Genomic DNA, 17278 nt, shown 5'->3' on the forward strand with positions numbered 1-17278 from the left:
GGGTCAGAGAAGGCCGAGTTCGGCGAGTTCGGCCTTGAGGGCGGAAGGCAATTCGTCGCCACCACCACCGATCGATGCCAGGTCGCGCGGCGCGTCCTTCTCCAGCAGATAGCGCCAGCCCTGGAAGGGCCGCCTGGGCTGCCACTCGGTCGGCACCACCTCGGGTTCGAACACGATCCGGCAACGCTGGATGCCGTCAGCCCCGGTGACGGCCTGCAGGTCGAGCAGGGGCTGGCGCGCCTGGACCTGGCCCTTGATCACCCAGTAGAGCGAGCCACCGTCCAGCAGCTCGGGAATGCGCTTCGGCATCATGCGCGTGGTGTGCGTGTCTTCCGGATCGAGGCCCATGCCGCGCTGGCGGGCGATGTCCTGCTCGATCCAGTCGGCCAGTTGCTCGATCGATTCGACGCCGACGCAAAGCTTGATGAGATGCAGGGCCATGCCGGAACACGTGTCCTCAAACGGGAGCGCGGCGAGAGCCGCGGCAATTTTTCCACAAGGATGAATTGGCGCTCAGCTTCGGACTGGCCTATGAGCCTGTCTGGAAACGGCGCAAACTAGCATAAGCGTTCCGCCTGTCCCGCGAAAGCGTGAAGGGCGCTCGAACATGGCGCTGACTGGACATCGACGGCCGGCCCCCGCTGTGCCGCCCCCGGACCACGAGGCGAAAATGACGGACCCGAAGCCCTCTCTTGACGACAAGGCAAGCCGCGTGGCGATGGTCGGCATCATCGCCGGCATGGCGCTGACGGCGGCCGGCATGTTCGCCCGCGAACCGATCCTCGGCGCGCTTGGCCTTGGCATCCTGTTCGCCGCCGTCGTGCTGAGGCGGCCGATCGCACGGTTGCTGCCGCCGCGCTGAACCGCGAGTTGCCTAGCCCGCGCCGGTTTGGCACGATCACGGCCGCCGACATGGGCTGGCAGGGAGCTGCGTATAGTGATCGAGATCTCCACGGTCGATAGCGTCGCCATCATCTTCTTCGTGACGTCGTGGATCCTCTATTCGGTGATCCTGACCCATCTGGCCGGCAGCGGCCGCACCCTGTCCTCGGCCATGGATATCCAGCGCCGCCAGTGGATGCGCACGATGATGCACCGCGACCTCCGCATGATCGATACCGGCATCATGAGCGGGCTGCAGAACGGGACGGCCTTTTTCGCGTCGACCTCCCTGCTGGCGATCGGTGGCTGCTTCGCGATGCTGAACGCCGCCGATCACGTCTATGGCGTCATGCGCGACCTCGCCCTGGTCGAGGCGATCCCGAAGGGATTGTTCGAGGCCAAGGTCGTGGGGCTGATGCTGATCTTCGGCTATGCCTTCTTCAAGTTCGGCTGGTCGTACCGGCTGTTCAACTATGCCTCGATCCTGATCGGGGCGACGCCGACGGCGGCCCACGCCGCGGAACCCGAGACGATCGCGGCGGCCGAGCGCGCCGCGGTTTTCACCATCACCGCCGGCCGCCACTTCAATCACGGCCTCCGGGCCTTCTTCTTTTCCATCGGCTATCTGGGCTGGTTCGTGAATGGCTGGACACTGATCGTCACCACGCTGGTGGTCGCGCTCGTCCAGCTGCACCGGCAGTTCTTCTCGGATTCGGCCAAGATCGTCATCGCCGCAGCGCGTCAGGAACCGACATGAAAGTTAGCCACGAGCAGATCGAGACCGTCCTGGTCGGCCTGCTCACCTCCCTCCCCGCGGGCAAGAGCCTCGATCCGACCGAGGTCGCGCGGGCGCTGGCCGGCAATGACGAGAAGGTCTGGCGCCTCCTGATGGTGCCGATCCGCGCCACGGCGATCCGGCTCGCCGATGACGGCCGCGCCTCGATCCTGCGCAAGGGTCGCCCGGTCGACCCGCATGATTTCAAGGGCGTCTATCGCATCGCGGCGGCCGTGCCGGGTGCCACGGCAGGCAAAACGGAGTCGACCGGCTAGGGCTTGGGAAACAGGGCATTGGTTCGGCCCGAAAGCCTGTAGGCGACGAGGCCGATCCATTCCTTGGTGGCGACATCGACGCGCTGCAGCCCGACCGAGGGCTGCGACACGAACCGCGTGAGATCACCGGATCCGCTGGTGCGGAAATCCGACGGCCACGGCAGCACGTCCCAGCCCACCGCCCGGAAGCATCCCATCGAGCGCGGCATGTGGAAGGCCGACGTGACGAGCAGCCATCGCTCGCCGGGCTTCGGGTCCAGCAGCGCCTTGCTGAGGCGGGCATTCTCGGCCGTGTCGCGGCTTTGGTCCTCGATCGTGACCCGGCTGTCAGGAATGCCCATGGCGCGGAAAAAGCGCTGGGCCGCCTCGCCTTCCGTGGGACCGTCCGGCACGAACTGGTCCGAGCCGCCAGTGAAGACGAGCCGCGCCTCCGGATAGCGCAGCGCCAAGGCCACGCCTTCCGTCAGCCGGTCGCCCGCTTCGGTGAGGGTCACCGCCTGCCGGTCCTCGCCGATCCGCTGGTCGATGCCACCACCCAGCACGAGAATGCCGGTCACGGGGCCATCCGGCTCGACCCGCGTAAAGCGTTCCTCGAGCGGCAGCATCAGCGCCGCGCCGAGCGGCGAGAAACCGGCGATCAGAAGCCCGATCGCGGCAAGCATCACGAGACCTGCACCGACCCGCACCGCTCCGAAGCCAATGGCAAGCACACCCGCCGCAAGCGCCAATATCAGGGCGGCGGAAGGCTGGAGAAAAAACCAGACCAGCTTGGCGGCATAGAAGAACATCAGCAGGGACTCTCGACTCGGACGGGATCAATCCCAATCCGGCGAAAATGCCGAATTGCAGATGCGGGAATCCTCGGTCGCGAGTGCGTCTATGGCAGCCATATCGGCATCCGGCAACTCGAAGCTTTCCACATCGAGATTCTGCTTGATCCGGGCCGGATGCGCGCTCTTGGGAATGGCGACGCAGCCCTTCTGGATCTGCCAGCGCAGCACGATCTGCGCCGGGGTGCGGCCGAAGCGGCCGGCGATATCCTTGATCACCGGCTCGTCCAGCGCATCGGCCTGGCCGAGCGGGCAATAGGCGACGAAGGCGGTGCCGTGCGCCAGCGTCGCGGCGCGCAGCTTGGACTGATCGAGATAGGGGTGATGTTCGCACTGGTTGACGACGATCGGCTCCTCGGTCGCGGCCCAGGCCTCGTCGAGCAGGCGGATGGTGTAGTTGGAAACGCCGATATGCCGCGCCAGGCCTCGCTGCTTGACGCGGCTCAGCGAGCGGATCGTCTCCGCCGCCGACAGCGCCCGGCTCGGCCAATGGATCAGCACGAGATCGAGCTGGTCGATGCGCAGCCGACGCAGCGAGCCTTCGGCCGCCCGCATCATGTCGTCGGCGCCCAGTTGCTCCGGCGGGATCTTCGAGGTGATGAAGACCTCGTCGCGGGCGATGCCGGAGCGGCGCAGCCCCTCACCCACCTCCGCTTCGTTTCCATAGCCGATGGCGGTATCGATATGGCGGTATCCCGCCTCCAACGCGGCAGCGACCGCCATGCTCGCGGTTTCCCCCGAGAGCTTCCAGGTTCCAAGGCCGATCACCGGCAAGATGGCGCCATGCGCCTCAACCGTTTGCATGAGAGTTCTCCGCGGGGGGATAAGGCGGCTACCATCGGGCGCGGCCGTGACAGCGTCAAGCTCAGCTTGCCGCCTGGAACACCAGGTCCCGACCACCGCGCTTGGCGGCGTAGAGCGCCTCGTCGGCGGCGACCATCAGGCTTTCGAAGTCGGCCCTCTGGCCGCAGACCGTCATGACGCCGACGCTGACCGTGACGGTGATCCTGTGTCCGGCATGGCGGATCGGATCGCCGGCGAACTCGGCGCGAATGCGCTCCGCCACCTGCCGGCCACGCTCGGCACCGCAGCCGATCAGCAGGGCCGCGAACTCCTCGCCACCCACCCGTCCGACGAAATCGGCCTTCGTGACGCAGCGCTGCACGATGGTCGAAAAGAACTTCAGCGCCTCGTCGCCGGCCGCATGGCCATAGCGGTCGTTCAACTGCTTGAACCGATCGAGGTCGAACAGGAGCAGCGTGATCATCTCGTTCTGGTCACGGGCGCGCTCGACGCGCTCGCGGGCCAGGTCCATGAACGCCCCGTGATTCAGCAGCCCGGTCAGCCCGTCAGTCAGCGCCGCCCGCTTGAGGATGTTCTTTAGCCGCTCGTCGGAAAGGCGCAGGCCGATGATCGTCGCCGCGAACATGACGAGGATCGGCTCCAACAGGCCGATGCCGATGAACGGACCGCCCTGCAAGAGATCCGACGGCAGGTCGAGGGTGAGCGCCGCGACAAAGCGAAACACGAGAAAGACCGCGTGCAGGGCCGGGACGCAGGCAAACGGCACCCGCCAGACCAGTTGATCCTTACCCTTCGCCCAGATTTCCCAAGCAAGCATCAGCGACAAGATCAAGCTCAGCACTGACCCGAGCGCGATGCGATAAGCCAGAGAATCGCCGATTGCCGGCACCTCCATGGCGATCATCCAGATCGCCGGGAATACCAGAACCGGCCACCAGCGCGTCGACCGCCCATTGAAGGCGCGCGCGCCGTTCCAGGTGATGCCGAGCGCGGCCAGGATGAACGCATTGGCAATGCCTACGGACAGGAAGTCCGGGATCTGCCCGCGCAGAAGTACCAGGACGCAACTGGCGGCGCCAACCTGCAGCGCCAGGCCCCACATCACCACATGACGGTCAGGCCAGCGCTTGAACCAGTTGCTGACCAGCGATAGCGCCGCCATCTGGCTCATGACCGCCAGCACAACCAGCAGGGTTGAAACGTCCAGGGTCATGGATGATGCAAGTTTCCCCGCAGCCCCCTCGTTCCCTGGCTGCGGGTGCGTTCATATGCCAAACCCCTTAAGGAACAATTCCTGAGGCTGCAGCACTGCTTGTCAGTCGACCGCCGCCAGCACGGCGGCGATGACGCGATCGACCTCGGCATCGGTCAGGTCGGGATGCATGGGCAGGCTGATGACGGTCGAGGCAAGCTTCTCCGAGACCGGCAGCGGCCGCTTCGGCGCCTCGGCGAAGGCCGGATGCTGGTGCAGCGCCAACCGGTAGAAGAAGGCATTGCCGATGCTCTGCGTATCGAGCGCCGCCTTCAGCGCATCGCGGTCGTCGACCGTGATGGTGTAGATCGCATTGGCGCTGAAATAGCCGGAGGGGCGCTTCTGCACGCCGACCTTGCCGGTCAGCGCCGCGTCATAGCGCTTCGCCACCTGGTCGCGGCGCTCGAGTTCTTCCTCGAAGATGGTCAGCTTGGAAAGCAGGACAGCTGCTTGCAGCGTGTCGAGGCGACCGGTGATGCCGTTGCGAACGGCGACGTCGCCCGTGCCCTGGCGGCCATGCGAGCGCAGCGTGCGGACGGCCTCGGCGATCTCGTCATTGTCGGTCAGGATCGCGCCGCCATCGCCATAGCAGCCGAGCGGCTTGGTCGGATAGAAACTGGTCGCCGAGATGGGCGCCATGCCGCCGACGCGGCTGTTGCCGGAGCGGCCGCCGAAGCTCTGCGCCGCGTCGGAGAACACCGTCATGTCGTGCCTGGCAGCAATCTTGCCGATCGCCTCGTAATCCGCCGGCAGACCGTAGAGATCGACCGGCATGACGACGCGCGGCTTGAGCTGGCCCTCGGCCACCACTTCGTCAATGGCGCGCTCGAGATCGGCCGGGTCCATGTTGCAGGTCGCCGGATCGACGTCGACGAAGATCGGCGTCGCATTGACCGAGCAGACCGCGCCAGCGGTGGCGGCAAAGGTGAAGGCCGGCACGAACACGGCGTCGCCGGGCCCGATACCAAGCGCCATCAGGCCGATCATCAGCGCATCGCGCCCGCTCGAGACGGCGATCGCATGGGGCACGCCGGCGAAGGTCGCGAGCTTGGCCTCGAGTTCGACAACCTCGGGGCCAAGAATGAACTGCCCATGCGTCAGCACCGCATCCATGCGCTTGCGGACATCGTCATGGATCCGGCGCTGCTGGCGCTGCAGATCGAAGAAGCCGATGCGGTCGGAAGCGACCGCGACGGTCGGATGGGAAGAAGCGGCCATCAGTGCTGGTCTCCAATAGGGACAGTCGCGCCACGTCGCGACGTCTGTCCGATACGCTGAATGATCATGTCGGCAACGATCAGGGCATCGAGCCCCGCCTTGCCATCGACGAGCGGCCGGCAGAGCCCGGCGGCCGCGTCGAGGAACGAATCGATTTCGAGCGCCAGATTGTCGCTCGGCGGCACGGCGATCTCGTCCTGCGAAAGAACGGCATGGCCGCGCTCGAAGGACGTGACGGTGCGGGCGGCGAGATCGGCCACCCAATAGCGATCGGACTCCACGACCTTGATGGTGCGCTCCGAACGATCGGCAATGCGGCTCGCGGTGATATGCGCCACGGCGCCATTGGCGAAGCGTAGCTGCGCGAGCGCGAAATCATTGGTCGGCGCCCGCACGGGAGATCCCATCGCCTCCACGGCGATGACCGTCGAGCCGACCAGCGCCAGGACCAGGTCGATATCGTGGATCATCAGATCGAGCACGACGTCGACATCGATCGCCCGCCCCTTCCACGGCCCGATCCGCGTGCATTCCACGGTGATCGGCGCCGTCACCTTGTCGCGCAACAGGCCGAAGACCGGCGAAAAGCGCTCGATATGCCCGATCTGCAGAATAACGCCCTTGGCCTCGGCGCGGGCGATCAGGTCGCGCGCAGCCTCGGGCGTATCGCAGATCGGCTTCTCGATCAGCACATGCACGCCGGCGTCGATGAAATCGGCGGCGACCGCATGATGCAGCGAGGTCGGAACGGTGATCGACACGGCATCGACTTTGCCGATCAGGTCGCGCGGATCAAAAAGCGGCAACGCGCCGTACTGGGCGGCGACGGCTTCGGCGCGGGCCCGGTCTGCGTCGACCACGGCGACAAGACGCCCCTTCGGATTGGCAGCATGCTGCCGCGCGTGGAAGGAACCGAAATACCCGAGTCCGATGACTCCGGTCCTGATTTCGCTCGTCGTCAATCCCGCTACTTTCTGCAGTTCGGACGGGCGAAGCAATGCGCTTCGCCCCGCACCGGTCTAACGAATTTTCGTTCAAAGTCGATCAATGGCCGCACAAAGGCGGTCACATTTTGTCCGTTTGGGAAACATGGCGCGACACTGCCGGCCCGGTCATCACGTCCGCGTGACAGGCCACTGCCAAGGATGCCGCCAAAAGATCGGCTCCTATATCATCGCCGGTGTGCCGGCGTCCCCGGCAATACGGGAACCTTACCATGCCCCAGAGAATGACCGCCATCCTGATCGGTTCGCTTCTATGCGGCGCCGGGATGATCGGCGCGGCCCAGGCGCAGGGAATTGTCGAGCGCAACCGGATCGCGCCCAGCGCCGCCCTTGGTCATCCGATCTCCTATTCGCTCTACAAGCCGGCGAGCGCACCACGGGCCGGCATACGCTGGCCTGTCCTCTACCTGCTGCATGGCGGCGGGGGCGGTGACATGGACTGGCTCGACTATGGCAAGATCGCGCGCACGCTGGACGACCAGATCGCCACGGGGAAATTGCCGCCACTCGTCGTGGTGATGCCGGATGGCGGCGGCGAAAGCTGGTTTGTCGACAATACGGACCCCGGCGGAGCCGGAAAAGTCGAGACAGCGCTGACGACGGATCTGATCGAGGCGATCGACACGACGCTGCCGACGGCCGCCTGCCGCGCGGGCCGGGCGGTGGGCGGGCTCTCGATGGGCGGATATGGCGCGGCCCTGTTCGCGCTCGACCATCCCGATCGCTTCATCGCCGCGATCAGCCTTTCCGGCGCCATCGCACAGCCAATCGATCCCGACGACGCGGTCCGCATCAAGAAGGGCGACGAATATTATGACGGCGCCTTCGGCAAACCGTTCGATGTCCACCGCTACAACGCGGACAATGTGTTTCCCCACGTCACCAGGGACGCTGGCCTCGCCGAAAAGCCGAGCTTCTGGATCACGGCCGGCGACCGCGACGAACTTGGCACCATAACGGGCTCGGCGGACCTGCACGTCGCCCTGCGGCGCGCCGGCTATGACACCACGCTGCGGATCGGCCCGGGCCAGCACGACTGGACCAACTGGTCGCAATCGATCGTGCCGGCGCTCGACTGGCTGGCGCCGCAGCTGAGCGATTCGTGCCCAGCCGCGCAGTCCACCGCCGCCGCTTCGACCCTAGTTGAGCCCGAACCAAAGGGCGGCGAAGCCCAGGAATGAGAAAAAGCCGACGATATCGGTGATAGTCGTCACGAATGAACTGGATGCGATGGCCGGGTCGATCTTGAGCCGGTTCAGCGTCAGCGGGATCAGGATGCCGCCAAGCGCGGCGGCGATCAGGTTGATGACCATCGCCGCCGCGATCACGAAACCGAGGTCCAGGATTCCGAAACGGTACACCGCCATCGTGCCGACGATGGCGGCGAACAGGAAGCCGTTGAAAACGCCGACCAGCAACTCGCGGCCGATGACGCGAAGGACGTTGTGCGGCCCGAGTTCGCGCATCGCAATGGCGCGAACCGCCACCGTCATCGTCTGCGTCCCGGCATTGCCGCCCTGACTGGCGACGATTGGCATCAACACGGCCAGCGCCACCATTTTCTGCAGCTGGTGCTCGAACAGCCCGATGACAAAAGACGCCATGACGGCCGTGACCAGATTGATGAAGAGCCACGGAAAGCGACTCCTGGCGATCGACCAAACCTTGTCGGAAACCTCTTCGTCGCCGACGCCGCCCAGTCGCTTGATATCCTCGTCGGCTTCCTCCTGGATGACGTCGACGATGTCATCGATGGTCAAAAGCCCGACGAGCCGGTCGGAATCATCGACGACAGCGGCCGAGATGAGGTTATAGCGCTGGAACATCCGCGCCGCCTCTTCCTGGTCCTCGGTGGCGCGGATCAGGTGATGCGCCTCGCTGACCAGCTCGGCGATCTTCACCGGCCGCTTGGTCCGAAGCAGGCGGTTGAGCGATACCGTGCCGAGCAGGTGATAGCCGGGATCGATGACGAAGACTTCGTGGAACTCTTCCGGCAGGTCCTCGGCTTCGCGCATGTAGTCGATCGTCTGCCCCACCGTCCAGAACGGCGGAACAGCGATGAACTCGGTCTGCATGCGCCGGCCGGCGCTATCTTCGGGATAGTCCAGGCCCCGCTTCAGAGCCAGGCGCTCGACGGACGGGATCTGGGCGAGGATCTCGTCCTGATCGGCCTTGTCGAGATCCTCGAGGATGTAGACCGCGTCATCGGAATCGAGATCGCGCATGCCTTCGGCGACGGTCTCGGACGGCAATTCCTCCAGGATCTCGACGCGCACCGTCTCGTCGAGCTCGGTAAGCGCGGTGAAATCGAAGAATTCGCCCAGCAGCTGGATCAGCGCCGGGCGCTGGTCGGGTTCGAGCGCTTCTAGGATCGCGCCGACATCCGATTCATGCAGATCTTCGGTCAGCGCGCGGGCGCGCTCCTGGTTCCCCGTCTCGATCGCCTGGCCCAGCGCTTCCAGGAACGGCGTGGAGACGTTGTCGTTCTCGTCGCGAAGCGGCGGCAGGTCCTGCGTCTGGCGATCTTCGCGCCTGTCGATCGTCAGCTCTTCCGACATGGACCCTCAGAACGCGTTCACGAGATTTCAGGGGAGGTCCGGCGAGCTTTAGCCGTCAACCGCGCGGGGGCAAAGCGAAAATGCTGCGCTGCGAGCATTCTGGGCCTTGCGATGCTTTTGCCTGGCCTTCCGGGACCAGCCAGGCAGGGCAAGCCTATGCAGGGCGAACGCCCGGCGCTGGGAAAAGGTTGCCCCAGACGTCGAGCGCCTCCGAGCGGCGCCAGGGTCCTGAAACAAAAACAGCGGCCCGAGGGCCGCCGCTTTGCGAGGATTTTTGCATTTGGGTTTGGTGCGGTCGAGAAGACTCGAACTTCCACGCCTTTCGGCACAGCGACCTCAACGCTGCGCGTCTACCAATTCCGCCACGACCGCGAAACCCAAGCCGGTGTTGACCGGCGCGAGGTGGGATGTAGCAAATGCCCCCCGACGAAACAAGCGACTTCGAAAACTGTTTCACTTCATCCACAGGCAGTCCGGGGCGGATCGATTTTTCCGGGACAGGTGAACAATGCCCTCCCTTGCGCTATGACCGGATCGACCGACATGAGACCTGACACAATGAAAGATTGGCTAGGCCGCCAATCGAGAGCGACTCCCATGACCCTGCGCGACGATCTCACCGCTTCCCTCCTGCCTCGCGACGGCAGCCCGCCCGTCGAATGGGTGATCGAGGAGGCGCCCGTCGACTATCCCGAGGCCGTCGCCGAAATGGAGGCGCGGGTCGCAGCGATTGCGGCCGGCACGGCGCGCGAGCGCATCTGGCTGGTCGAGCATCCCCCGCTTTATACAGCCGGCACCAGCGCCCATGACGAAGACCTGATCGCACCGGATCGCTTTCCGGTGTTCCAGACGGGGCGCGGCGGGCAATACACCTATCATGGCCCCGGCCAGCGGGTGGCCTATGTGATGCTCGACCTGAACCGCCGGAGACCCGACCTGCGCCTGTTCGTGGCGACGCTCGAGCAATGGATCATCCGCACGCTGGCCGGCTTCAACGTGCGCGGCGAGCGCCGCGACGACCGCGTCGGCGTCTGGGTTCGCCGCCCCGAAAAGGGTTTCGAGGCCGAAGACAAGATCGCCGCCATCGGCATCCGCGTAAGGCGCTGGGTGACGTTCCACGGCATCTCGATCAATGTCGAGCCGGAGCTCGACCATTTCGACGGGATCGTTCCCTGCGGCGTGAAGGGCCATGGCGTGACCAGCCTGGCGGATCTCGGCCGGATCGTGACCATGCCGGAAGTCGACGCCATCCTGCGCCGCGAGTTCGAAGCGCTGTTCGGCGAGACGGTCCGCTAGCGGAAACATCGCCAGGACCACTCGCTCAGGCGTCTGGCAGAACCCGGAAGGGGCCGGGCTCGGCCGAGTCCAGTTCATCCACATCGACGGCGCTGACGCGGGCCATGCGGGGGCCGGCGTGGCAGGCGGAGAGCATGGCGGCGACATCGGCCGGATCGCCTGTGAAGACCGCCTCCACCTCCCCTCCGCGCCGATTGCGGACCCATCCGGACAGCCGCCGGGCATTCGCCTCCCGTTCGGTCCAGGCGCGATAGCCGACGCCCTGGACAAGCCCGGATACCATCACATGAACCGTGCGCACCGTCATTCTCGACAGCCTCTCCTCAGCCGAGCAGCCGCAGCACGGCCGGCGCGAGCTGCGCGACCTGCGGCACGATAACGTCGGGCGGGAACCGCTCGAACTCTTCCACCGTGCCGTAACCCCAGCCGACCGCCGCCACCTTGATCCCGTTCGACCGTGCGCCTTCGATATCGTAGCGCCGATCTCCGATCATGACACAGCGCTCCGGATCGATCGCCTCAACCGAAAGGATGTGGCCGATCAATTCGCTCTTGTCGCCGAGCCGGCCATCGAACTCCGAGCCGTGAACCACCTCAAAGAAGCGCGTCAGATCGAAATGATCGAGAATCCGCTCGCAGAACACGCGTGGCTTCGAACTGGCAAGAAACATCTGCACGCCCGCGTCCCGCAGGTCGGCAAGCGCCTCGGGAACGCCGTCGAACACGGCATTCTCATACAGACCGATCGTGCCGAACCGCTCGCGATAGTGGCCGAGCGCCTGCTTCGCCAGGATCGCATCGCCGTCCAGCATGGCCGCGAAGCTGCCTTCCAGCGGCGGGCCGATGGCGGCGCGCAACACGAATTCGTCGGCAGCCGGGCGGTCCAGCTTCTCCAGCGCGTAGAGAATGGAGGCGCTGATGCCGGGATAGGGATCCGTCAGCGTCCCGTCGAGATCGACGAGCGCGGTAAGCTTGGCGGCGGTCATGGGCAAGGCGGTTCCGTGAAGGCTTGGGAGATGACGCCCGGATTGCTCGCTTCCCGCCCCCTCGTCAAGCCTCGCGCCACGCCGCCTTCATCAAACCGTCACCCAGTTGCGCGACGAGAGCAGGCGAGGCTCTCTCGCCAATCCTCCGCGTCGCCAACGTCGCGTCGTTCTGTTACCCTGCGCTGATCCGACCTTTCTGGGTCAAAGGAGCCGATACCGCCTTGTCGCGACCTTCAGCCCCTCTTCCCGTCCAGGCGCCGCAATGAGCATCGCCATCTTCCTCGCCAAGATCTTCTGCCTGCTCGCCACCCTCGTCCATCTCGGCAGCATCGCGCTGGTCACCTTGCGCGGCCGTCCCAGTCGTCTCGACACGGCAAATCCCCACGGGCAACCGCCGGTCAGCATCCTGCGACCCGTCTGCGGCATCGAGCACGCCATCGACCGGACCCTCGGCTCCGGCTTCGCGCTCGACTATCCCGATTACGAGCTGATCTTCTGCGTCGCCAGCGACGGCGATCCGGCAATCCCCGGCATCCGCCGGCTGATGGCGGCGAACCCGGCCGTCCCCGCCCGCCTGCTGATTGGCGACGACCGCATCAGCATCAACCCGAAGCTCAACAATCTGGTGAAGGGCTGGGCCGCGGCGAAGCATGAGTGGATCGTCATGACGGACAGCAACGTGCTGATGCCGCCGGACTATATCGATCGCATGCTCGAGCGCTGGGACGCGACCACCGGGCTGGTCTGTTCCCCGCCACTCGGCAGCGAGCCGGAGGGCTACGGCGCCGAGTTCGAATGCGCCTTTCTCAACACCTACCAGGCGCGCTGGCAGCTCGCGGCCGATGCGCTGGGCCAGGGCTTCGCCCAGGGCAAGTCGATGTTCCTGCGGCGCGAGAATCTGGATCGGCATGGCGGCATCGCGGCGCTTGCCGCCGATCCGGCCGAAGACGCCGCCGCGACCAAGGCGATCCGCGCCAACGGCCAGCGCGTCCGTCTCGTGCGCCAGCCCTTCGCCCAGCCGCTCGGCGCCCGCGGGCTGCGCGCCGTCTGGAGCCGCCAGTTGCGCTGGGCCCGGCTGAGAAGGGTCACCTTCCCGGCTTTCTTCTGCATGGAATTCCTGACCGGCGGCCTTTTCCCGATCGCGATCGCGACCTGGCTCGCCTTCAACGACGCCATTCCGGGCTGGATCGCGCCGCTTCTGGCCGTCGCCTGGTACGCAGCCGAAGCCTTCCTGGCCAAGAACCTCGACTGGCACTACTCGCGCCGTTCGCCGCTCGCCTGGATCCTGCGCGATCTGTCGCTACCCGTGCTCTGGATCGCCGCCGTCTGCGGCAATGGCTTCGAATGGCGCGGCAACCAGATGGACGTCAAGAAGGACAGCCTGCTCGCCACCGAGGCGGACTGAGCCGCCGCTGGCGCTAGACGAACTCCATGATCACCGCGTCGACGGCAAGGCTCTCGCCCTGCTTCACGGCGATCCGCTGTACCGTCAGGTCGCGATCCGCGCGCAGCACGTTTTCCATCTTCATGGCCTCGACGATCGCCAGCGTCTCGCCCGCCTTGACCTCCTGCCCCTCCTCGACCGCCAGTGAAACGACAAGGCCGGGCATCGGGCAGAGCAGGAACTTGGACGTGTCGGCCGGCTTCTTCTCCGGCATCAGGCTGTAGAGCGCGGCGATGCGCGGCGTCATCACCCGCGCCACGACGTCGACGCCGCGATGGAGCAGGCGATAGCCGGATAGCGCGGGGCGTACCTGCACCGCCAGCGGCTCGTCGTCGATGGCCCCTTCCCAGACCAGATCGCCCGGCACCCAGTTCGACAGGACCGTGACCGGCTCTTGCGCTCCCGGAAGCACGATCTCGACCTCCATCGGCAGCAGTGCGATTCCCGTTGGGCTTTCCAGTTCGACGGTGTTGCCGCCGATCGAGACCACCCAGTTCTCGCGCCAGTTTCCGGCATGCGGCGCCAGGCGGCCTGCCAGACGATCAAGCCGATCCTTGCGCAGGATCTCCATCGTCAAAGCGACGACGGCGAGTTGATGCAGCGTCGAACTCGACGCCGTAACGCCCTGGAATCCGTCGGGAAACTCCTCGGCGATGAAGCCGGTCGAAAGCCGCCCCTCGCGCCAGCGCGGATGCGCCATCAGCGCCGAAAGGAACGGCACATTGTGCTGGATGCCCTCGACGACGAAATCATCCAGCGCCACGCTCATGGCCTCGATCGCCTCGCCGCGGGTGGCGGCATGGGTACAGAGCTTGGCGATCATCGGATCATAGAAAATCGAGATTTCGGATCCCTCGACGACGCCGGTGTCGTTGCGAACCGTGATGCCCTCGCGATGCGCCTCGATGGGCGGGCGATAGCGGGTCAGACGGCCGATGGAGGGCAGGAAGCTGCGATAGGGATCCTCGGCATAGATGCGGCTCTCGATCGCCCAGCCCGTCAGCCTGACGTCCTTCTGCGCGATGGCGAGCGGCTCGCCCGCGGCGACGCGGATCATCTGCTCGACGAGGTCGATGCCGGTCACGAGCTCCGTCACCGGATGCTCGACCTGGAGGCGGGTGTTCATCTCCAGGAAGAAGAAGCTCTTGTCCTGGCCGGCGACAAACTCGACCGTGCCGGCCGAATCGTAGCCGACCGCCTTGGCGAGGGCCACGGCCTGCTCGCCCATGGCCTTGCGCGTCTTGGCATCGAGCAGCGGCGACGGCGCTTCCTCGATGACCTTCTGGTTGCGGCGCTGGATCGAGCATTCGCGCTCGCCGAGATAGATGACGTTGCCGTGCTTGTCGCCCAGCAGCTGGATCTCGATATGGCGCGGATTGACGATGAACTTCTCGATGAAGACGCGATCATCGCCGAAGGAGGACTTCGCCTCGGAGCGCGACAGGCGAAATCCCTCGCGCGTCTCGGCATCGGAATGGGCGATGCGCATGCCCTTCCCGCCGCCGCCGGCCGAGGCCTTGATCATGACCGGATAGCCGATCTGGCGCGCGATCTCGACCGCCTCCCCTTCGCTCTCGATCACGCCGAGATGGCCGGGAACCGTCGAGACATGGGCGGCGGCGGCCACCTTCTTCGACTGGATCTTGTCACCCATCGCCTCGATCGCCGCGGCGTTCGGGCCGATGAAGACGAGGTTGTTGGCGACCAGCGCCTCGGCGAAGGCCGCGCGTTCGGACAGAAAGCCATAGCCGGGATGGATCGCGTCGGCGCCGGACTGCTTCGCAGCCGCGATGATCCTGTCCATCAGCAGGTAGGACTGCGCGGCGGGCGCCGGGCCGATATGGATGGCCTCATCCGCCATCTCGACATGCAGCGCATCGCGGTCGGCATCCGAGAACACCGCCACCGTCCCGATCCCCATCCGCCGCGCCGTCTTGATGATGCGGCAGGCAATCTCGCCGCGATTGGCGATCAGGATCTTGTCGAACATGCGGGCTCCTCGGCGGAAATGGCCTTCCTGGACAATAGGTTTCTAGGCTGTCTGGCAGGAAGCGGCAATCATGGTGCTACCGAATCCGAAGCCTCCCGACACACCCCCACCAGCCGGCCATCCCACGCATTCCAGCCGGAGGTAGCCGGCGCGACTGACAATCCGTTGACAGGTCAATCGGTTTGGGTGCTGTAACAGCATCGCGGCCGCAGGGCCGCCGCATGACTCGTCAAATCCTTTTCGCCGAGAGCTCCTCATGGCGCCTGTCGCCCGCATCGACATCGATCACCTGGACCGCCGGACCGCCGGTCGCAGCCTGATCATGGGCATCCTCAACGTGACGCCGGACTCGTTTTCCGACGGCGGCGACCACAACGGGGTGGAGGCGGCTGTCGCCCATGCCGGGCTGCTGCTCTCGGAGGGCGCGGACATCATCGACGTAGGGGGCGAATCGACCCGCCCTGGCGCCGCCGAGGTCGACGCGGAAACGGAAGCGGCGCGCGTGATCCCCGTCGTTCAGGCGTTGGCCCAACGCACGCAAGCGCTGATCTCCGTCGATACCTACAAGGCTTCCGTGGCCGAGCAGGCGCTGAGGGCCGGCGCGCATATCGTCAACGACGTCTGGGGCCTGCAGCGCGAGCCCGACATCGCCCGCGTCGCCGGCGCGCATGGCGCGGCGGTGATCGCCAGCCACTGGGAGCGCCAGACCTATTCGCCGGCCACCATCCTGGACGCGACGAAGCGCTTCTTCGAGCGCTCGGTCACCCTGGCGCGTCAGGCCGGCATTCCCGACCACCGCATCGTGCTCGATCCCGGCATCGGCTTCGGCAAGACCATGGCCGACAACCTGCGGATCCTCGATCGCATCGACGAGATCGTCGCGCTCGGCTTCCCCGTGCTGCTCGGCGTCTCGCGCAAGCGCTTCATCGGCGAGATCACCGGCAGGGAGCCCAGGGAACGCCTCGCCGGCACCATCGCCACCAACGTCCTGGCGGCCGCGAAGGGTGTCTCGTCCTTCCGCGTGCACGACGTCGCCGCCCATCGCGACGCCCTCGCCGTCACGGACGCCATCCTCTCCAGCCGCGAAGCCCCATGACCGACCGTATCTTCATCAACGACCTGCGCTTTTTCGGCTATCACGGCGTACTGCCGGAAGAAGCCGTGCTGGGCCAGCGTTTCCGCGTCGACATAACCGCCGAACTCGACCTGTCGGCGGCAGGACGCGACGACGATCTGGCCAAGACCGTCCATTACGGTGAGATGGCGATGCTGGTCGAGGAGATCGGCAGGACGCAGCGCTTCCAGCTGATCGAGGCCCTGGCCGAGGCGATGGCCAACGCGATCTTCAAAGCCTATCCGCCGATCGAGCGCCTGACCGTGCGCATCACCAAGCCGGAGGCGCCCGTACCGCTCTCGACCGGCATCATCGCGATCGAGATCGAGCGGAGCCGTCCCCGTGACTGACGCCTATCTCGGCCTCGGCAGCAACCTGGGCGACCGCGAAGCCCTTCTGCGCGCAGCGATCATGGCGCTAGATGCAACGCCCGACGTGCGCGTGACGTCCATTTCGTCGCTCTACGAAACCCCGCCCTGGGGGCCGGTGCCGCAGGGGCCGTACCTCAACGCCTGCGTCGCACTCGAAACCACATTGTCGCCGCGCCAATTGCTGACTCTTTGCCTTGCCATCGAGCGCGACCACGGCCGAGAGCGGGCCATCCGCTGGGGACCGCGCACGCTCGACATGGACGTGCTGCTCTATGGCGACGAGAGCATCGACGAGGAAGGCCTGATCGTCCCCCACCCGCGCATGGCCGAGCGCGCCTTCGTCCTGGTGCCACTGGCAGAAATCGCGCCGGATCTTCGGATCGGCGGACGCGCAATCCGCGAGTTGCTGGGCGGGGTCGAGACGGACGATATCCGGAAGATCGGCCCGCTCTAGAGTCTCTGGCTGCCGGAAGCACGGC

General features: G+C 65.9%; 19 protein-coding genes and 1 tRNA gene. 9 read left to right on the plus strand and 11 right to left on the minus strand.

Features of this window, described 5'->3' with window-relative positions:
* Window positions 1–3: 3 nt before the first annotated feature.
* A complete protein-coding gene (locus tag OSH10_RS15825) occupies window positions 4–441 on the minus strand; it encodes a DUF1489 family protein (protein WP_266332836.1) in 438 nt (145 codons plus the stop codon).
* A gap of 229 nt (window positions 442–670) precedes the next feature.
* Between OSH10_RS15825 and OSH10_RS15830 the strand changes: the two genes are divergently transcribed.
* From OSH10_RS15830 to OSH10_RS15840, 3 genes are all read left to right on the plus strand, one after another.
* Entirely contained in the window at window positions 671–862 is a 192-nt protein-coding gene (locus tag OSH10_RS15830; protein ID WP_266332837.1) for a hypothetical protein, read from the plus strand.
* A 75-nt stretch (window positions 863–937) separates the two neighbouring features.
* Entirely contained in the window at window positions 938–1639 is a 702-nt protein-coding gene (locus tag OSH10_RS15835; protein WP_266332838.1) for a DUF599 domain-containing protein, read from the plus strand.
* On the plus strand, window positions 1636–1932 hold the full coding sequence (locus OSH10_RS15840) for a DUF3253 domain-containing protein (RefSeq protein ID WP_266332840.1): 297 nt from the start codon (window positions 1636–1638) through the stop codon (window positions 1930–1932). The genes OSH10_RS15835 and OSH10_RS15840 overlap by 4 nt, the downstream gene beginning before the upstream one ends.
* Here OSH10_RS15840 and OSH10_RS15845 read toward each other — a convergent pair.
* The 5 genes from OSH10_RS15845 to OSH10_RS15865 all read right to left on the minus strand — a co-directional run bounded on the left by OSH10_RS15845 (window position 1929) and on the right by OSH10_RS15865 (window position 6998).
* Entirely contained in the window at window positions 1929–2720 is a 792-nt protein-coding gene (locus OSH10_RS15845; RefSeq protein WP_266332842.1) for a YdcF family protein, read from the minus strand. The two genes, OSH10_RS15840 and OSH10_RS15845, sit on opposite strands and share 4 nt — an antisense overlap.
* 27 nt (window positions 2721–2747) lie before the next feature.
* Complete coding sequence (locus OSH10_RS15850) at window positions 2748–3566, minus strand: aldo/keto reductase (protein WP_266332844.1); 819 nt, start codon at window positions 3564–3566, stop codon at window positions 2748–2750.
* A gap of 61 nt (window positions 3567–3627) precedes the next feature.
* The gene (locus OSH10_RS15855) at window positions 3628–4779 is read right to left on the minus strand and encodes a GGDEF domain-containing protein (protein WP_266332845.1); all 1152 of its coding nucleotides are present in this window, start codon (window positions 4777–4779) and stop codon (window positions 3628–3630) included.
* A 102-nt stretch (window positions 4780–4881) separates the two neighbouring features.
* Entirely contained in the window at window positions 4882–6036 is a 1155-nt protein-coding gene (locus OSH10_RS15860) for a DegT/DnrJ/EryC1/StrS family aminotransferase (protein WP_266332846.1), read from the minus strand.
* Window positions 6036–6998 carry a Gfo/Idh/MocA family protein gene (locus OSH10_RS15865; RefSeq protein WP_266332847.1) on the minus strand — a complete coding sequence of 321 codons (963 nt, stop codon included), beginning with the start codon at window positions 6996–6998 and terminating at the stop codon, window positions 6036–6038. The genes OSH10_RS15860 and OSH10_RS15865 overlap by 1 nt, the downstream gene beginning before the upstream one ends.
* A gap of 254 nt (window positions 6999–7252) precedes the next feature.
* Here OSH10_RS15865 and OSH10_RS15870 point away from each other — a divergent pair, with 254 nt between their 5' ends.
* The gene (locus OSH10_RS15870; protein WP_266332848.1) at window positions 7253–8221 is read left to right on the plus strand and encodes an alpha/beta hydrolase; all 969 of its coding nucleotides are present in this window, start codon (window positions 7253–7255) and stop codon (window positions 8219–8221) included.
* Here the strand turns inward: OSH10_RS15870 and mgtE are convergent.
* Together mgtE and OSH10_RS15880 are read right to left on the minus strand one after the other, a co-directional pair.
* Window positions 8180–9598 carry a magnesium transporter gene (mgtE, locus tag OSH10_RS15875; RefSeq protein ID WP_266332850.1) on the minus strand — a complete coding sequence of 473 codons (1419 nt, stop codon included), beginning with the start codon at window positions 9596–9598 and terminating at the stop codon, window positions 8180–8182. The two genes, OSH10_RS15870 and mgtE, sit on opposite strands and share 42 nt — an antisense overlap.
* 287 nt (window positions 9599–9885) lie before the next feature.
* Window positions 9886–9970: transfer RNA gene (locus OSH10_RS15880), tRNA-Leu, on the minus strand.
* Between the two features lie 225 nt (window positions 9971–10195).
* Between OSH10_RS15880 and lipB the strand changes: the two genes are divergently transcribed.
* Window positions 10196–10894, plus strand: a complete 699-nt coding sequence (gene lipB, locus OSH10_RS15885) for a lipoyl(octanoyl) transferase LipB (protein WP_266332851.1) — start codon at window positions 10196–10198, stop codon at window positions 10892–10894.
* Between the two features lie 25 nt (window positions 10895–10919).
* Here lipB and OSH10_RS15890 read toward each other — a convergent pair whose 3' ends face one another.
* Window positions 10920–11201 carry an acylphosphatase gene (locus OSH10_RS15890; RefSeq protein WP_266332852.1) on the minus strand — a complete coding sequence of 94 codons (282 nt, stop codon included), beginning with the start codon at window positions 11199–11201 and terminating at the stop codon, window positions 10920–10922.
* Window positions 11202–11217: 16 nt separating this feature from the next.
* Window positions 11218–11880: an HAD hydrolase-like protein gene (locus OSH10_RS15895; RefSeq protein ID WP_266332853.1), complete on the minus strand. Its 663-nt coding sequence runs from the start codon at window positions 11878–11880 to the stop codon at window positions 11218–11220.
* 262 nt (window positions 11881–12142) lie between these two features.
* Between OSH10_RS15895 and OSH10_RS15900 the strand changes: the two genes are divergently transcribed.
* On the plus strand, window positions 12143–13285 hold the full coding sequence (locus OSH10_RS15900) for a ceramide glucosyltransferase (protein WP_266332855.1): 1143 nt from the start codon (window positions 12143–12145) through the stop codon (window positions 13283–13285).
* 13 nt (window positions 13286–13298) lie between these two features.
* Here OSH10_RS15900 and OSH10_RS15905 read toward each other — a convergent pair whose 3' ends face one another.
* Complete coding sequence (locus tag OSH10_RS15905; protein ID WP_266332857.1) at window positions 13299–15314, minus strand: acetyl-CoA carboxylase biotin carboxylase subunit; 2016 nt, start codon at window positions 15312–15314, stop codon at window positions 13299–13301.
* A gap of 256 nt (window positions 15315–15570) precedes the next feature.
* Here OSH10_RS15905 and folP point away from each other — a divergent pair, with 256 nt between their 5' ends.
* The 3 genes from folP to folK are packed head-to-tail and all read left to right on the plus strand — an operon-like array spanning window position 15571 to window position 17253.
* Window positions 15571–16410: a dihydropteroate synthase gene (folP, locus tag OSH10_RS15910; RefSeq protein WP_266332859.1), complete on the plus strand. Its 840-nt coding sequence runs from the start codon at window positions 15571–15573 to the stop codon at window positions 16408–16410.
* Window positions 16407–16778, plus strand: a complete 372-nt coding sequence (gene folB, locus OSH10_RS15915; RefSeq protein WP_266332860.1) for a dihydroneopterin aldolase — start codon at window positions 16407–16409, stop codon at window positions 16776–16778. The genes folP and folB overlap by 4 nt, the downstream gene beginning before the upstream one ends.
* On the plus strand, window positions 16771–17253 hold the full coding sequence (folK, locus tag OSH10_RS15920; protein ID WP_266332862.1) for a 2-amino-4-hydroxy-6-hydroxymethyldihydropteridine diphosphokinase: 483 nt from the start codon (window positions 16771–16773) through the stop codon (window positions 17251–17253). The genes folB and folK overlap by 8 nt, the downstream gene beginning before the upstream one ends.
* Window positions 17254–17278: the final 25 nt, after the last annotated feature.

It is taken from the genome of Kaistia defluvii, from assembly GCF_026343955.1.
GTDB lineage: Bacteria > Pseudomonadota > Alphaproteobacteria > Rhizobiales > Kaistiaceae > Kaistia > Kaistia defluvii.